Source organism: Acinetobacter sp. SwsAc2, assembly GCF_013391465.1.
Lineage (GTDB): Bacteria > Pseudomonadota > Gammaproteobacteria > Pseudomonadales > Moraxellaceae > Acinetobacter > Acinetobacter johnsonii.
Genome location: NZ_JACBEZ010000038.1, coordinates 15,432 through 31,204, shown reverse-complemented (window position 1 = coordinate 31,204; position 15,773 = coordinate 15,432). Strand labels below are relative to the sequence as shown.

General features: G+C 36.7%; 22 protein-coding genes, 1 tRNA gene and 2 pseudogenes. 8 read left to right on the top strand and 17 right to left on the bottom strand.

Features of this window, described 5'->3' with window-relative positions:
- Positions 1-118: pseudogene (locus tag HYI04_RS14325) on the top strand (IS30 family transposase); the annotation flags it as partial.
- Positions 119-187: 69 nt separating this feature from the next.
- On the top strand, positions 188-1,450 hold the full coding sequence (locus HYI04_RS14320) for a sensor domain-containing diguanylate cyclase (protein ID WP_010326561.1): 1,263 nt from the start codon (positions 188-190) through the stop codon (positions 1,448-1,450).
- A gap of 244 nt (positions 1,451-1,694) precedes the next feature.
- Here HYI04_RS14320 and HYI04_RS14315 read toward each other — a convergent pair whose 3' ends face one another.
- The 3 genes from HYI04_RS14315 to HYI04_RS14305 form a co-directional block, all read right to left on the bottom strand.
- A complete protein-coding gene (locus tag HYI04_RS14315) occupies positions 1,695-1,892 on the bottom strand; it encodes a hypothetical protein (protein ID WP_010326560.1) in 198 nt (65 codons plus the stop codon).
- Positions 1,893-1,948: 56 nt separating this feature from the next.
- Complete coding sequence (locus HYI04_RS14310; protein ID WP_004980159.1) at positions 1,949-2,176, bottom strand: hypothetical protein; 228 nt, start codon at positions 2,174-2,176, stop codon at positions 1,949-1,951.
- 106 nt (positions 2,177-2,282) lie between these two features.
- A complete protein-coding gene (locus tag HYI04_RS14305) occupies positions 2,283-2,492 on the bottom strand; it encodes a cold-shock protein (RefSeq protein WP_004693506.1) in 210 nt (69 codons plus the stop codon).
- Positions 2,493-2,926: 434 nt separating this feature from the next.
- Here HYI04_RS14305 and HYI04_RS14300 point away from each other — a divergent pair, with 434 nt between their 5' ends.
- Positions 2,927-3,508, top strand: coding sequence for a hypothetical protein (locus HYI04_RS14300; protein WP_029575005.1), 582 nt, complete (start codon positions 2,927-2,929; stop codon positions 3,506-3,508).
- Between the two features lie 382 nt (positions 3,509-3,890).
- On the opposite strand, the pseudogene HYI04_RS14295 reads toward HYI04_RS14300, so the two are convergent.
- Positions 3,891-4,892: pseudogene (locus tag HYI04_RS14295) on the bottom strand (zinc-binding alcohol dehydrogenase family protein).
- A 99-nt stretch (positions 4,893-4,991) separates the two neighbouring features.
- Between HYI04_RS14295 and HYI04_RS14290 the strand changes: the two are divergent.
- The gene (locus HYI04_RS14290; protein ID WP_010326557.1) at positions 4,992-5,363 is read left to right on the top strand and encodes a helix-turn-helix domain-containing protein; all 372 of its coding nucleotides are present in this window, start codon (positions 4,992-4,994) and stop codon (positions 5,361-5,363) included.
- A gap of 189 nt (positions 5,364-5,552) precedes the next feature.
- Here HYI04_RS14290 and HYI04_RS14285 read toward each other — a convergent pair.
- From HYI04_RS14285 to HYI04_RS14255, 9 genes are all read right to left on the bottom strand, one after another.
- A tRNA-Met gene (locus HYI04_RS14285) sits at positions 5,553-5,629 on the bottom strand.
- Between the two features lie 97 nt (positions 5,630-5,726).
- On the bottom strand, positions 5,727-6,014 hold the full coding sequence (locus tag HYI04_RS14280) for a hypothetical protein (protein WP_081241755.1): 288 nt from the start codon (positions 6,012-6,014) through the stop codon (positions 5,727-5,729).
- Positions 6,015-6,091: 77 nt separating this feature from the next.
- Positions 6,092-6,217, bottom strand: a complete 126-nt coding sequence (locus HYI04_RS16995) for a hypothetical protein (RefSeq protein ID WP_017397253.1) — start codon at positions 6,215-6,217, stop codon at positions 6,092-6,094.
- 102 nt (positions 6,218-6,319) lie between these two features.
- Complete coding sequence (locus tag HYI04_RS14275; RefSeq protein WP_010326556.1) at positions 6,320-6,589, bottom strand: hypothetical protein; 270 nt, start codon at positions 6,587-6,589, stop codon at positions 6,320-6,322.
- A 255-nt stretch (positions 6,590-6,844) separates the two neighbouring features.
- Entirely contained in the window at positions 6,845-7,132 is a 288-nt protein-coding gene (locus tag HYI04_RS14270; RefSeq protein ID WP_010326555.1) for a head-tail connector protein, read from the bottom strand.
- 239 nt (positions 7,133-7,371) lie between these two features.
- On the bottom strand, positions 7,372-7,707 hold the full coding sequence (locus HYI04_RS14265; RefSeq protein WP_263507264.1) for an N-acetyltransferase: 336 nt from the start codon (positions 7,705-7,707) through the stop codon (positions 7,372-7,374).
- Positions 7,708-7,709: 2 nt separating this feature from the next.
- Entirely contained in the window at positions 7,710-7,853 is a 144-nt protein-coding gene (locus HYI04_RS16990; protein ID WP_224466390.1) for a hypothetical protein, read from the bottom strand.
- Between the two features lie 142 nt (positions 7,854-7,995).
- Positions 7,996-8,205, bottom strand: a complete 210-nt coding sequence (locus HYI04_RS14260) for a cold-shock protein (protein WP_004693516.1) — start codon at positions 8,203-8,205, stop codon at positions 7,996-7,998.
- Between the two features lie 278 nt (positions 8,206-8,483).
- Positions 8,484-8,699, bottom strand: a complete 216-nt coding sequence (locus HYI04_RS14255) for a hypothetical protein (RefSeq protein WP_004693517.1) — start codon at positions 8,697-8,699, stop codon at positions 8,484-8,486.
- Positions 8,700-9,268: 569 nt separating this feature from the next.
- Here HYI04_RS14255 and HYI04_RS14250 point away from each other — a divergent pair.
- The 3 genes from HYI04_RS14250 (at position 9,269) to HYI04_RS14240 (ending at position 11,458) form a co-directional block, all read left to right on the top strand.
- Positions 9,269-10,474, top strand: coding sequence for a DUF1615 family protein (locus tag HYI04_RS14250; RefSeq protein WP_004980175.1), 1,206 nt, complete (start codon positions 9,269-9,271; stop codon positions 10,472-10,474).
- On the top strand, positions 10,441-11,097 hold the full coding sequence (locus HYI04_RS14245; RefSeq protein ID WP_010326553.1) for an HAD-IB family hydrolase: 657 nt from the start codon (positions 10,441-10,443) through the stop codon (positions 11,095-11,097). The genes HYI04_RS14250 and HYI04_RS14245 overlap by 34 nt, the downstream gene beginning before the upstream one ends.
- A gap of 160 nt (positions 11,098-11,257) precedes the next feature.
- On the top strand, positions 11,258-11,458 hold the full coding sequence (locus HYI04_RS14240; RefSeq protein WP_010326552.1) for a hypothetical protein: 201 nt from the start codon (positions 11,258-11,260) through the stop codon (positions 11,456-11,458).
- Positions 11,459-11,493: 35 nt separating this feature from the next.
- Here HYI04_RS14240 and HYI04_RS14235 read toward each other — a convergent pair whose 3' ends face one another.
- A complete protein-coding gene (locus HYI04_RS14235; RefSeq protein ID WP_178896316.1) occupies positions 11,494-12,588 on the bottom strand; it encodes an acyl-CoA desaturase in 1,095 nt (364 codons plus the stop codon).
- A gap of 14 nt (positions 12,589-12,602) precedes the next feature.
- The gene (locus HYI04_RS14230; RefSeq protein ID WP_010326550.1) at positions 12,603-13,670 is read right to left on the bottom strand and encodes a ferredoxin reductase; all 1,068 of its coding nucleotides are present in this window, start codon (positions 13,668-13,670) and stop codon (positions 12,603-12,605) included.
- 140 nt (positions 13,671-13,810) lie between these two features.
- Here HYI04_RS14230 and fabR point away from each other — a divergent pair, with 140 nt between their 5' ends.
- On the top strand, positions 13,811-14,506 hold the full coding sequence (fabR, locus tag HYI04_RS14225) for an HTH-type transcriptional repressor FabR (RefSeq protein WP_004693528.1): 696 nt from the start codon (positions 13,811-13,813) through the stop codon (positions 14,504-14,506).
- Between the two features lie 38 nt (positions 14,507-14,544).
- Here the strand turns inward: fabR and HYI04_RS14220 are convergent, their stop codons facing one another.
- Together HYI04_RS14220 and HYI04_RS14215 are read right to left on the bottom strand one after the other, a co-directional pair.
- Positions 14,545-15,360, bottom strand: coding sequence for an alpha/beta fold hydrolase (locus HYI04_RS14220; RefSeq protein ID WP_010326549.1), 816 nt, complete (start codon positions 15,358-15,360; stop codon positions 14,545-14,547).
- Positions 15,361-15,499: 139 nt separating this feature from the next.
- Positions 15,500-15,766 (bottom strand): PAAR domain-containing protein, encoded by a 267-nt coding sequence (locus tag HYI04_RS14215; RefSeq protein WP_005399638.1) that lies wholly within the window; start codon positions 15,764-15,766, stop codon positions 15,500-15,502.
- Between the last annotated feature and the right edge of the window lie 7 nt (positions 15,767-15,773).

Here is a 15,773-nt window from a genome sequence, read left to right as displayed (position 1 = left end):
TGCCATGTCACTGAATACTCGTCCTAGAAAAGCGTTAGATTGGCTTACACCATTAGAGAAATTTGCTCAGCTTGTTGATTATCATAAGACTTTTCAAACTGTCGCACCTCATGTTTGAATTCGCCCTAATTTATGATATTAATAAGAATAGGTACAACAATAAAGAAACATAGTGATTCACTCCAATATGCCTCAATATTCTGAACACAAAAAATTAACAGCGACTGAATTAAATAGTTTAATGGCTTTGGCAATTCAGCAATCATTTAATGCGATCGTCATTACAAATGCATGCTTTGAGAATAATGGCCCACACATCCTTTTCTGCAATCCAGCATTTTGTGAAATGACAGGTTATAGCGAAGAAGAGTTAATTGGACAATCGCCCCGTATCTTACAAGGGCCTGAGACAGATCTAACCGTGATTCAGGAATTAAAAGACTGCATATCTCAAGGACTATTTTTCCATAACCATACGATTAATTATCGCAAAGATAAAACACCGTACGATGTAGAGTGGAACATCTCCCCGATTAAAACTGAAACAGGTGAAATCACCCATTTTGTATCCGTTCAACGAGATATCACGGAAAAAAACGAAAGTCTTAAATATCAAGCGATGCTGGTTGCAGCAATCAATACAACACCCGATACGATAGTGATCACGGATGATCAAGCTAAAATTAAATTTATGAATCATGCCGCAGAGGAACTCTCGGGCTACACCCTAGCAGATTTAAAAGATGAACCTATCACAAAATTATATCCACATGATCAAAAGCTGATAGAACTACAAAGAATAAAAAATCAGGATATTGAAAATAAAGACCATGTATATGAAAAGCATTTCTTAGAGCTCGTTTCATCCCCTCTAAAAGACCGTAATGGCACAATTACACACAATGTGAGTATCGGTAGAAATATTAATCATCATATCGAGATCAAGAGTCAACTTGAAGAGTGGGCCAATTACGACAGTTTGACGAGTATTTTTAATCGTCGCTATGGTGAACATCTTCTAGATACCATTCAAAAAGACATGTGCAATGAAGATAACTCTTGCTGCGTGTTATTGGCTGATATCGATTACTTTAAAACCATTAATGATACTCATGGTCATGCATTAGGAGATAAGGTCTTACAACAAGTCATGCATGAGCTCTCCAAAAATTTGCGTAGCAAGGACACTCTCATTCGTTGGGGAGGAGACGAAATATTAATCGTATTACCAAGTATCAAACTAGATTCAGCTTTGAAAATGGCTGATCGACTACGCACAGTCATTGAATCTTGTAAGTTTCCGAGGATTGAAGAAGTGACTATGTCCTTTGGAGTAGTGACTTGGAAAAGGAAAGAGCTTAAAACAACTGTTCTACGAAGAGCAGACGAGCAATTATATCTTGCTAAAGCAAATGGACGTAACTGTATATTTCCACACTCAGTACCTTAAGCTAAAATCCATTTGTAGTACAAAAATCATTCAATTTATCCATTCACAAAAGATTTTTTGCTAGGAATACTTTTTAGCTATGTCATTAAACCACTTATTAACAAAAGTGTTCTGCCTGACATAGCCCTCTTCAAATTATCTAAAATAACTGTTCTATAATTCAAATAGATTTGAGGAGGAGTAATTGGGGCTGATTAAGATAATGTAGTATTAGTCATCACGACCAAATTAAAACTAATAACATTCAGATCAACTTGAAAATTTTACCGCTATTGAGACTTTGGAAGAACATTTCAAAACCAGGACGAATATCTTCGCCATCAACAGTGATATATCTTAAATTTGAATGCAACATTGTGCTGCAAGAGTTTTTATCTACAGTTGCCTGAATAGAGTATTCAGTACCGAATTGATCTTTGACAGTAACATTTTTCTTTAACATTTTTTCTATACCTATAATATTAATTCATTTAAAAAACAATATAATCAAATATTTAGTTAGGCAACTTTATAGTTAAATTTAAATAATTGATTTAAAGCGGTATAGAATGTTCTACCATCTAAATTTAAGTCCACTTCGATTCCAGACTGAAGCAGCACACGCTTACCCACTTCAATAGATTTCAAGCCATCACGGGTATTTTGCATTTTATTTAGAGGAATTAACGAGACTATAATTTCAGTACCATTTGAAGATTTAGCAATTAATGTATTAAGTTTTTTCAAATTTCACCAGTTTTTTTCATATATTCCAACAAGGAATAATTATTTAATTAATAATTTTTAGTCATTAAAAAAGCACTGTTCAGTGCTTTTTTATATTTAATGCTTCTTATAAAGCAACAATATTTACAGCATTTGGGCCTTTTTGACCTTGCTCTATGCTGAATGACACTTGTTGGCCTTCATGCAATGTTTTAAAACCTGAACTAGCGATTTCGCGAAAGTGAGCAAAAACATCTGGACCAGATTCTTGTTGAATGAAACCAAAGCCTTTAGTTTCATTAAACCATTTAACTGTACCGGTAACTGTAGTAGACATAATATATCCTGCTGAATTTTAATAATTTTAGTCAAAAATAAATGACTAGATGTAACTTTGAAAATAATAAAAGTGGAGCTTAAGATCTGAAACAACGGAGGATTATGACTAAAACTGCGATACTTAAAGAAGATTTACTAAACATTACTTTTTTCTAGTTAGGCCAAGTATACATGAAAAAAATAAATATTCAAGTTATTTATAGCTGTCATAAATTTTAATTATATTAAGTGTTCCCTGCAATGAATTGAATCGTCCTTAAAAATAGTAGTTGTAGCATCTAAAAAGCCTTAGTCGTATGTTGAGCTTTAGAATAGCTTGAGCCAAAACATTGAGGCTAGAGATGAAATTTCAAACGTCTCGCATAGGGTGTACTATGGGTTCATTCTGGATAAATAAAATAGCCTTTAAATAAAATTTTTTTAGGATCAATAATGAATAATAAAGTTAGATTAATCTTTTGCATCGCCCTACTCTCAAATTTGGGAGCATGTGTTGGCAATATGAACCCTACAGGCGGCAATGGTAGGCCTGATTATCCTTATTACACCACGACACAACCAATGATCGTGAAAAAGATCAATGTACCTATAGGCACAAAACTAGAATATGAAGAACAACATTTTAAATCAGGCCAACAAGATTCATTACTGAATGAAAAAAAACTCATCAGGATTTCCTTCCCAGAAGATCAATCAATGAATTGGGCTGGTGTACCCATTGGTTTTATTCACAAATATTTTAACTCAGAAATGAAAGGCTTCAGCGTTTATGCACGTTTCAACCAACTCCCAAGCAATAAACAGACACGTTTTTCTCAACTTTGGCAGAAATGTAGTGATGACTTAGGCATTCGTGTTAAAAATACGGATGATTGGACATTCAATCTCAATAATATCGCCGATATCGATAGTTGTAGTGTGAATTATCAACGATACTTTAAAGATAACGTCCAACAACAACATTATCTTGATCAGCTTTACCAAGAAATGCAAAAAGCAGGAACAGTGAAATAGCTCTTGGGTGTTCAAATAATCACAATTATACGAAATCTTCTGTGCCTAAGATTTTTAATACTCGCAAAGCAATGTTTTGATTTAACTTAAATAAGAATAAAGCGCTACACGGCGCTCTATCTAGACTTATGCTGAGAATAATATATTAAATCAAAGTTGTGTGTTTTATTCTTTACAACATAATACTTAATGAATTGAAAAAATTACTCCAAAAGCTCTTTATTATATGTACATGAGTGAAACGAATTTCGAAAAAAGGACAACCATCCTAGTGCGCTGAACCCTAGAATGGCCTTGCTGAGAATATTGATCCTAATTGTATAGTTTCAAGTGTTTAACTTAAAAATTAACCCACTTATTTAAGTTGAGCTTAAAACTATAGTTAAAAGCCTTCCAAAACGATTTTTCCTTTCGCTCGGCCAGTTTCAATCAGTTCATGAGCAAGTTTTAAATTTTTCGCATTAATTTTGCCTAAAGTCTGATTCAGCGTGGTTTTAATTCTGTGGTTATCTACCAGTTCTGCAACCTGATGTAATAGCTGAGATTGTTGTTCAATATCTGTAGTATTGAACATTGAACGTGTAAACATGAACTCCCAATGTACAGAAACTGACTTAGACTTAAACTCAACGATATCCAGTGATTTCGGATCATCAATTAAGCCAAACTTTCCTTGTGGAGCAATTAGCTTAGAGATTTGAGGAAGATACGTTTCTGTTTGATTGGTTGAAAAAATATATCGAGGTGCGTCTAAACCCAATGCTTTGATTTGCGTGTTTAAATCTTCGGTATGATCGATGACATAGTCAGCCCCTAAAGACTTAACCCATGCTTTAGTCTCTTCCCTAGATGCTGTAGCAATAACTCTTAAATTTGTCTTCGCTTTGAGTAATTGAATCGCAATAGACCCTACACCGCCAGCGCCTCCAATCACTAAAATATTATCAAATTTGTCTAAATCAACATTGAAACGATCAAATAACATTTCCCACGCTGTAATAGCGGTTAATGGCAGCGCAGCAGCTTCAGCATCACTCAGGCTTTGAGGTTTTAAGCTAACAATACGCTCATCTACTGCTTGATATTCCGCATTACTCCCATCCCGAGTTAAATCACCTGCATACCAGACCTGATCTCCGACTTTAAAATGTTGCACGCCAGAACCGACTTCAACAACCTCACCCACTGCATCCCATCCTAAGATACGTGTGTTGCCTACTGCTACTGGGTTTCGTCTAACCTTAGTATCGACAGGGTTAACCTAGATCGCTTTGACTTTAACCAACAAATCCCGATCTTTTAAGGTCGGCATTGTTTTTTCAATATCTACCAGTGGATTTTGAAATCCATGATCCATACCGTCAATATAAGAAATAGCCTTCATTCACTTGTCCTCTTGTTTTGTTATTTGAGTTTACTTAATATTCTTTTTTAAGTTATACAGACAAATTCGTCTTATAGTTACCAAAAGGATACTATTGAAATGGGTAAGCTAAAACATTCACGTTTTGATTGCACACCAGGATGTTCTGTTGAAGCTGACATAGGCTTACTTGATGGTAAATGGAAGAGTATTATCTTGTGGCATTTATTAGAAGACGACGTTTTAAGGTTTAATGAACTGAGAAAGAAAATTCCAAATGTCACTCAAAAAATGCTCACTAGACAATTACGTGAACTTGAAGAGGATCAACTGATTCTACGAAAGGTTTATGCCGTTGTTCCACCTAAAGTAGAATATCGATTATCTACACTCGGTACTTCTTTAGCACCTATTTTGGTTGCATTAAAACAATGGGGGGATAAAAATATTGGTTTATTTGGAAAACCCATTATGCCTTTAGAATCAGAATAAGACTTAAACCTGTTTTACGTCACTTACAACTCTGATGTTTTCTAGAAATACTGTGCTTTCACTGCTTACACACCATTCCAGTAACTTGTATAAAAGCACGTTCTTAGAAACCGCTATGTATAAAATTAACTAGCCATAAAAAAAGCCTAATCTGTGAAGACTAGGCTATAAACTTTGAATCTTTTTCGTTGGTAGCGGGAGCTGGATTTGAACCAACGACCTTCGGGTTATGAGCCCGACGAGCTACCAGACTGCTCCATCCCGCATCAACGAGTTAGCTTTATACGCCCTAAGCGTGCACAAAGCAAACTTTATTTGTAATATAAGCCGTTATTACATAAGCAGCATACAAAATACTAGTGTTTAACCAATGCTTGCTTCAGTGATAAAAGCAGGATGTAAAGCTCTATAGATGCTTAATCTTGTTTTTTCACTGTCTAAAAATGACCTAGGCTCTTCAGACCATATTGATTTCCTAGAATCAAGACCCGAATGACTTAAAGCCCAATCAGAAACAGTACTATAAACAAAAGTATTATCAGCGAAAACTAATTTTGTCTTCCTTCCTACACTACTTATAAGAACTTTATGTGTAGGTAATGATCCAAATGTACTAATTTGGGTGTAAATGTATTTATAGGTTTCAGACATAGAAAAAAGTACTTAAATGACAGCGCTACTATACCATTTTAACTCTTGAAAAAGCCCACCATTTGGCGAGCTTTTTCTTACTGATCTTTATCCATGGAATGTGGCGTTGTAGTTTTATCCTGCTCTTTCGTATCTGTATCTCTTTTTTGGCATGCCGTTAATCCCAGCATTAAAACTAAACTTACTATTGCAAATATTTTCATCATTTTTGCCTAGCACGATTTAAAAATATAACTTATCAAAATCTAGAGATTTAAATGTTTAATTTATGAAACAACATGATTCTCTTCTTACAAATGAGGTGCTTAGCGATTTAGAGCTTTATGTGCCCAATGAATAAATTTTTCCTTTTCATGGAAATGTGGAATATTTAATAAATGAATATGAGTAACCTCACCGAAATTACCTGAAATTTTATTCGGGGCCAAAACAACAAAATTCCTCTTATCCCCCACATGTAACTCCCTAAAGAATTCCATAACTTTAAAATGAAGATTCAGAGCAGTGAATCCTTCTCTTTCAATTAGAAAGTCATAGATTTGGCTGAGTACATGTAATTCAAATTTTTTGTTCATGATCTTTTATTCTCATAATTATTTTAACAATCGGTATAATTTAACCTAATTTTATTTTTTGTTAAAGCAGATAAAAAACCCAGCCTCTGGAGAATCAATAGAGCTGGGTTAATGAAACATCATTGTCAAATTTTATTTTATTCTTGAAATTGATTCTAACGCACAAACCCAATAAATGCAAATAATTCTCAATTACAATGCAGTGATTTCAAATATACCATGCCTAAAGATACATACAATTATCTACATCACCTATCAAACAGTGGGCTTACGATATAGATTAAGCAAAGAGAGTACGGGTATCGGGAGGTAGTTACCATTCACAGACACCTCTCCCCCATCTTTTCTGTGCTGTTCCCAGTATTCAATTAATAGTAAAGCAGCTTGTTTAATGGCAGATGGATATTCCGATCCAAAATTATCTGTAATATAATTTTTAATTATAGCGTCAGCAGCAACAATAAAGCTTTTTAATGAGGCATCATTGCTATCATCGGCATAGTGTAAGTGGCGCTTCACTTCATGTAATTCAACAATACTCATAAATCACTCCATTTTTCCGAGTCAGCTTTTACACTTTCATCACTAAACTCGTTCCTAGAGTCTTTTAGGGTGTCATAGCAAATATCACAATTTCACCTCATTCCTATTCTCATATTGATTACTTGGCATTGAAATCCCTTTATCTAGGGATTTTTCTACTATTCTTAATCAGTCCTTCAAAAGATTTCTTATAGATCAATTAATATTTGTTCATATATTTTTTAAATAAGCCATTCAGGCTAAAAAACTAAATCTTTTCGATCTGCTTTTAAATAAACTTCAGGTGCACTATATAAATCAGAGATAATTGCAACTTCTTGAGCACCTAACAAATCTTCATAAATTTTTCTTGCGAAGTTATTCACGCCTGTCGTCACCAGTACGTTTTTTATCTTCTGATTTCTTTGCAATAATTCATTCTCAACGTCCTTAAGCGAGTCTATAATTAGTTTTTTGCTTAATCCCAAACCTTGAAAATCTGGATGGATCGCTATTTGATCTAGTTCCAGTATCACTTCCTCTCGAAAGCCAGACTTTTGAGCCCAAAAAATATAGCCAACCGTTTTATCAGACACGATTACGTGACAAAAAACCGAGGATAAGCCGCAAGTGTTGATGCTATCCATTGCTTAGAATCTGCTTGACGTATAAATGATTTGTGATGAATTTCTGCGATGTCTGTTAAATCATTTTGATGTGCTTTTCTAACTAATTTTTCCATGAACTCATATCGTTACCTGTTTAACTGAAGATTCTATCAATCCCTAAAGGCAGCGGAATTACGGGATCTTAACAACGAATAGTAAACAAGCTGCCATTAAAAAACCCGCTAACTGAAGCGGGTTTTTTAATTCACAATATTCTTAGATTACTGTGATAGAGCTTGCTTGAGGGCCTTTTTTGCCAGCTACAATCGTAAACTGAACACGTTGACCTTCATTCAACACTTTGAAACCGTTTGATTGGATTTCGCTAAAGTGTGCAAAAACGTCTTCTCCAGTATCGCTAGAAATAAAACCAAAGCCTTTAGTTTCATTAAACCACTTAACGGTACCAGTTGTAATGTTTGACATAAATATTCTCTTAAATTTTGAAAAATATAAGAATTAATCTTTTAAATCATATACATCGGATAAACCGCAGAGTTGAATCAATTGCGAAATAACTTTAGTAAATACAATAAAATAAATAATTCTAATACACTATCACTATAAGCTTTTTAGCGCGCAATAGATAGACCTTAACATATTATTTTATTGCTACCACCCAACCCCACATGAAATGCTTTTTCATCGATATTGATAAGAAAATCTTCACTAAAAGCGAATAAAGCTTATTTACCCGCTTCTAGCTAATTTTTCTTTCCTAAAATCAACTCAACTTGATGAGTAACATCCCATATTTTCATTTCTGCATGTCGCCAAAAATTAAAGACTTGATCGCCCTTAACATACTTTTGCTTGATATAGCTCGATGATTTATTTTGATCTATCTCTTTTGCATTAAATCGCATCTTATTTAAAATCACTACTTGACCATCCAAGTCACCACCAATACAGATATTCATATTGTTCTGCCTGCTAAGTAACAATTAAACTATAGCACAAATAGAAAAGCCTACTCTTTGATAAGCTTTTGAGGCTTGTTATCGAGCCTTTGGCTGTACTCCATAACTATTGTTCATAGTTCATCGAAAATTAGAAACATCGTTTTGATATCTTTTTTGCATGATGGTCACGCCCAAAGATGACTTGTAATGACAAAGTAAGGCCTATCCTATCTCTTAAGCGTGAGTTGTATTAGGAATTAGATGCCTTTTAAAGTTGTCATCCTATTCATTGAACTATTTTCTGTTTAATTTATTAAAAAAAAGAATTTCAAAAAATGGAAATATCATAAGTTAAACTCTCCTCAATCTATTGCACAAATTTTGCGCCAGCCGTCATAATAAAACCGATAACAGACTAAATAATACTCATTATCCTTAATAATCGAACCCACCCAGCATCGGAACAGCAATCAAATGATTTGACAGTTGATATCGACCAATATACATATAAACTCATCACTTTTTCGACCGACATAGTATACTGCAACTGCTGTTTCGGCTCACCTTTTATCATGTGTTCTCTGTTTATGAATAAAAAGCTGTTTCTTTCTTCTGGTTTAAAAACACTAAGTGTCTTGGCCATATCTATAGGCTTAACTGCCTGCGGTGATCGTTCATGGTGGACAGATGATGAGCCTAAGCTCAATGCTGAACAAATCGCACGCATCATTCCTGGACGCGTAAATGACCGCCGTTCATGGGCTGAAGATATTTACGATATTTCAGAACAGTTTGGCATTCCTCAAAATAAAGAGAATATGTGTTCGATCATTGCCGTGGTTGATCAAGAGTCTAACTTTGTTGCAGATCCACAAGTTTATGGTTTAGGTGAAAAAGCGGTTAAAGAAGTCCAAGATCGCTTAGATGAAAAATTTAAAGATAAGCTCGGCGATGCCATTGGTGGCACCATCGCAGGCTATTTCCAACAGGTTTTAAAAGAGCAGCCGAGTCCTGAAGATAACTATTTAAGTCAAATGCGCCGCGTTAAAACAGAACGCGAACTGGATGAACTGTACCGTGAAATTTTTGACTATATGTCAAAGCACTATCACGTCAGTGCGCTCACAGGTGCAGCCAAACTTGTCGGTCAGGACGTAGGCGAAAAAATGAACCCGATTACCACGTTGGGTTCAATGCAAGTGCATATCGGTTATGCCAAAGATAATAAACGTGAAGGTGGCAGCATGGCTGACCTACGTACCGACCTTTATAGCCAATATGGTGGTCTGTATTACGGTATTCACCGCCTGATGATGTACCCTGCTGACTATGACAAACCGCTCTACCGTTTTGCCGACTATAACTCAGGTATGTACTCAAGTCGAAATGCAGCCTTCCAAAGTATGTTGAATGACTTAACTGAAGCAGAACTTGATTTAGACGGCGACCTGTTACTTTATGGCAAAGATGGCTCACCTAAATCTGCAAAAAGCCAATCAGAACGTGAACTCATCAGTGTTTTCGCTCAGCACAATATTTTGGTTACGCCGCGTCAAATTCGCTCTGACCTGAAAAAAGAGAAAGAGAAGAAATTTGAAGATACAGCAACCTATCGCGCGGTGGCTAAGCTTTATCAAGAAGTCACTAAAAAAGAACCTTTCTATGCCATGATGCCAGAAGTTGTCATTTCTGGTCCAAAGCTCAGCCGTGACTATAATACCAACTGGTTTGCCACTCGTGTCAATGGACGTTATCAAACATGCATGCAACGTGCAAAGCGCATAAAAATCTAGCCTTATTTGACTTTGATGGTACCCTGTATGACAAAGACAGTTTTACAGGGTTCATCTTCTATGTACATTCAAAACGGCATATTGCTCTACAAGGCTTAAAAGTTCTGCCTTATATTCAAAGTTATTATTTAGGTTTTTATCCTGCCCATCATATGCGCTCTAAACTCTTCCATGCGATGTTTAAGCAAGCTGAAGTGAGCGAAATTGACGCTTATGCAAAACGCTATGCAGAAGTCTTAATCAAAGGACTCAACCCAGCACTTTATAGGCAACTAAAACAACACCAAAGTTTGGGCGATGATGTGGTTTTGGTCTCTGCTTCAATTGATATCTATTTAAAATATGTGTGTGAAATACTCTCAATTGAACTGATCTGTACCAGAGTTGAACAAGACCAACAACGCTATACAGGGCGCTATCTGACTGCGGACTGTAGCTGTGAGTACAAAGCTCAACGTATCCAAGAAAAATATGAGCTAGATAGCTATCATGCCGTTTATGCTTATGGGAATAGCATTGAAGATAAACAAATGTTGTCTTTGGCTGATTTTAGCTATTTGGTAGGGACAGATTTAAGCCTTCCCGACTTGTCAAAAACATCAAATCATCGTCAAATAAGCTAATTATTAAGAATAGATTAATAATTAATCATGTTGAATTTTTTAAAATATTTATTATTAAAATTCAGCATGTTTTATTTACCAAAAAATATATTTATGATAAATTTTGCCTAATAAAAATATTTTGAGAACCATTCCACTTAAATTATAAAAAGGCATCAGTATGGAACAGTTATCTCCACCCAAGTATGTCAAAGGTCTTTCGATCAAATTCGGTGAAAGTCCCTTTGTATTATTGGCGCAGTTCGCTTTTAATGCTTCAAAACAAAAATGGTTAAAACACGAAATTGAACATGTGCTCAATATCGCCAAACAAGGTGATTACAATCATCTGGTAAAGACATTACGTCAATTTAGTAAATAACAAAAAAAGCCACTTCAAATGAAGTGGCTTTTTACTTACTTTTTAAAGGGAAACGCATATTTCACAATACGTTTGATGACGCTACCATACTGTTTTAATAAGCTGGCATTGTTATAGTTAATGCCATACTTTTCACACACCGCTTGTACTTTCGGTGCCATTTTGCGGTAACGACTCGCAGGTACGTCTGGGTATAAGTGATGCTCAATTTGATGACTTAAGTGCCCTGTCAAAATATGGAATGCTTCTGAACCAGTTAAATTCGACGAACCACGAATTTGGCGCATGTACCAGTGACCACGGCTTTCATTTTCCAGTACTTTTTTCGGGAAAACTTCAACGTCTTTGGTGAAGTGACCACAGAAAATCACACTAAATGTCCACATATTGCGGATACCATTTGCAACCAAATTCCCTGTAAACACAGGCAACGCCGCAGGCCCTGCAATGAGTGGGAAAAACACATAATCTTTAAACAATTGTTTACCAATTTTGCGCTGCATAGGTTTCCATTCAGCTAAAGTCTGCGCTTTGCTTTTACGTCCCTTGAAGTATTTGCCTAATTCCAAGTTTTGGATCGCAACGCCCCATTGGAACAACAAACAAAATGGAATGCTATAAATCGGTTGCAATAAAAAGCCCGGTTTCCAACGTTGTTCTGGGAATAATCGAAGCAGACCATATCCAATGTCATCATCCATTCCTTTAATATTGGTATAGGTATGATGCTTGTAGTTATGGGTCTGACGCCAATTGTCTGCTGTACCTACGATGTCCCACTCATAGTTTTGACCATTAAACTTAGGGTCGTTCATCCAGTCATATTGACCGTGCATCACGTTATGACCTAATTCCATGTTTTCCATAATCTTGGCAAAACTCAGCAAGCCCGTGCCCAACACCCATGCAGGTGGGAACCAACCTGCAAATAAACATGCACGACCTGCAATAGATGCATAACGCACCGCTGCATAGACACGACGAATATATTGCGCATCTTTCTCGCCAATATCATCCAGTACTTCTTGCTTAATGGCATCTAGCTCACGTGCAAGTTCATCTAACTCAAATGTCGTTAACTCACGATTCTTCGGGTTTTTAAAATATTCAACTTTAACAGGCATATTCATTGTATTTATTCCCCTTATAAATCAACAATAAGATCGGTTTGTGCCGTATTGACACAAATTTTTAGAAAATTTCCAGGCTCAGAATTTTGTGCACCATTGACCAAGTTTTTGGTTGAACCTTCCACTTTGTTGCAGGCACATTTGTTACAGATTCCCATACGGCAGCCATGTTGAGGCTTCACATTTTGCTGTTCCAAACTTGCAAGAATAGATTGACCTTTTGGAATGCTTAAAATCTTTTTCGACTTTGTTAAGGTAATATTCACAAAACCAACATCATCGTTTGCAAATGGACTCATGCTAAAAGCTTCAGTTTTTAAGGTGTTAGCATGAGCGAAAAGCTGCTCAACCGTAGCCACAAAACCTGAAGGGCCACATGCATATACCGTTGCATTTTCAATCTGATCCAATCCAGACATATGGTTTTGGTTTAAACGCTCACCTTCATCTGATTCTTGGGTATAAAACATGCTGAATGTAAAGTTTGAGTATTGTGCTGCCAACTGCTCAAAATATGCTTTGAAAGCTGCATCAGTATGTTTTTTCACCCAATACATCAAATGTACATGCTGCTTTTTAAGCTTGGCAGTCTTCTCTAAACGTTTCAGTAAACTCAGCATGGGGGTAATACCACTGCCCGCAGCAAGTAAAATTAGCTGTTGATCATTTACAGTCAATTGCATATCGCCATAAGGCTGGCCGAATTCTAAGACATCGCCGATTTGAGCCTGCTCACATAGCCAATGACTTGCCTTGCCTTGGTCTACCATTTTTACATTGAGTAAGACATGTTGCGTATCAATCTGGGTCAAACTATAGGTACGTTCATAACGTACGCCTTGCACCACGACATATACAGGATGGTGTTGCCCCGCTTGCCCCATTTGAAAATGACGATTGGTTTGCAGCGTTAAACTCACCATATCGTGTGCAACTTGCTCTTTTTTTACCACTTTACCCAAAGCTTGGTGTATCGACCAAAGTGGGTTGATTTTTTGAAGCCAAAAGTTAGCAGTGTGTCGGTCTATAACACTCTCAGCATACTCAGTTAAAGGAGATTTAGTTTTTTCAAGGATCTGCATAGTAAAGGACCACGCCATAGATTTTTAATTATTATACACATGTATATATATTTGTATATATACTCTGATTGTTTCGTTTCGTTTCACAATGCCGACCAGTGGGGCTATAATGAACCGATTGATTTAATTGCTTGATAAATATGACACCGACCACCATTCAAACCCATACAACCAACACAGAGCATGAAGCTTCAAAAAAACATGCACCAGTGCTTGCACGTAGTGTTGGTCGAAAAGCAACGATTACAAAAGATGAACTGTTTCAAGCTGCTTTAAATTTGATTGGTCCTGAAAAAAGTATTGCATCCCTGAGCTTGCGTGAAGTCGCACGTGAAGCAGGCATTGCGCCGAATAGTTTTTATCGTCATTTTAAAGATACCGATGAACTGGCTATCGAGTTGATTGAACGTGCAGGTGTTGTGCTACGCCAAATTTTGCATGAAGCACGGATCAAGGCCATTCGCCAAGAAAGTATTATTCGTAGCTCAGTCGAAGTTTTTATTGAACAACTCGATGCGGATGATGGCAACTTAAGCCTGCTATTACGCGAAGCATATACGGGTTCGGCATCTTATAAAAATGCGGTCGAAAGACAGTTGAATTATTTCCAACAAGAACTGAAAGACGATTTAATTCGTTTAGAACGTTTAAATAATAGCAAACTCTTCCACCCTGAATTGGTGTCCATGGCAATCACCCAATTGGTTTTCAATATGGGTGCCAAAGTGATTGATATGCCAAGTGTAGAGCGTAAAAAAATGGCTGAACAAACCATGATCATGATTCGCATGATTTTGGAAGGTTCACGTCATTTGGATGAGGCGATGATTCGCTAATCTGTTATTACACTCAACAGACTCACAGAAATATTTTCTTATTTGTTTCGCTGTTGCTCTTTAATGAGCTGGTGTACAAATTCTGCGGTCTGTTTCGGTTGTTCTAGCGGAAACATATGCCCGCCTTCAAGCACACTATAGTCGATCGCATAGGTTTTTTTCATCCCTTGGGGTAAACCTTGCTTATAGAAATGGCTATCTTTTGCAGTCAACACATGAATCGGCATATCAGGTGCTTTGCGTGGGGTACGCCACCACCATGCAGGCACTGTCCTGAAGATCTCAGCTTCAGTATGTTTGGGAATGGTTAGCGTCACCCCATTTCGAGTCGGATCACTTTTTAAACCACACGCTATAAAGTCTGCAAAACACTGTTCATCAAAGTCTTTAAAAATACGATTCGGTCTGAGCACCTGACTGGCCTGCTCAATACTTTCCCAATGATCACGCCGTTTGACGGTCACCGCAGCTGGGGTAAGTTTTTCAATGGACTTTGATCCCAGCTTTTGTAACGCTTCAAATAAAAAGGCTTTTGAACCGATCACAAACGGTGGGTCCATGATAATCACTTGAGAAAACAACTGTGGTTTTTTATAAGCCGCCATAAGCGTAAGTAAAGAACCAAAAGAATGCCCTAAACCAATCACTTGTTGCCGTGGAAACTGCTGTTCAATATCTGAAATAACTTGATCGACCAACGCTTCCCAACGGTATTCCACAGGATAGTGCGGATCTAGACCAATCATCGGGATCGCTTTGACATCAAAATCTTTATTTAAAAATTGGAAAAATTTTTGATAGCTGCCCGAGGGAATGCCGTTTGCATGGGTAAAGTGTAAGGCTGGTTTGCTCATGTCATTCAGATCTATTGTTTTATAGCCTATTTACCATAATCGTTTTTCAAACTAAACGAAATGGCGCAGGATGAATCCTAAGTCATGGACTTTGATCACTTCGGCCAATTTTTAAAAATATTCTGGGATAGATCTGAGATCACTTTGCAGAAACAGTTAGATTTTGATTGCCTAAGAAAGTAGCGCCACAGTTGGTTTTGTCTCCTGCAATCACCACAGCACGCCCCAAGACCGTTGTACTCTGATCTGCTGCAATCGCAGAAACCACCATTCGACACTTTGGACAAAAGTGCTTCATTCCATTTAAATGCACAGCAATACCATTGATCACAAAACTGTTTTCACACTCAGTGACTATGCCACCATGTGTTGTTTTTGAACCCATTGTTACTAGAGCTTTAGACATAATTTAT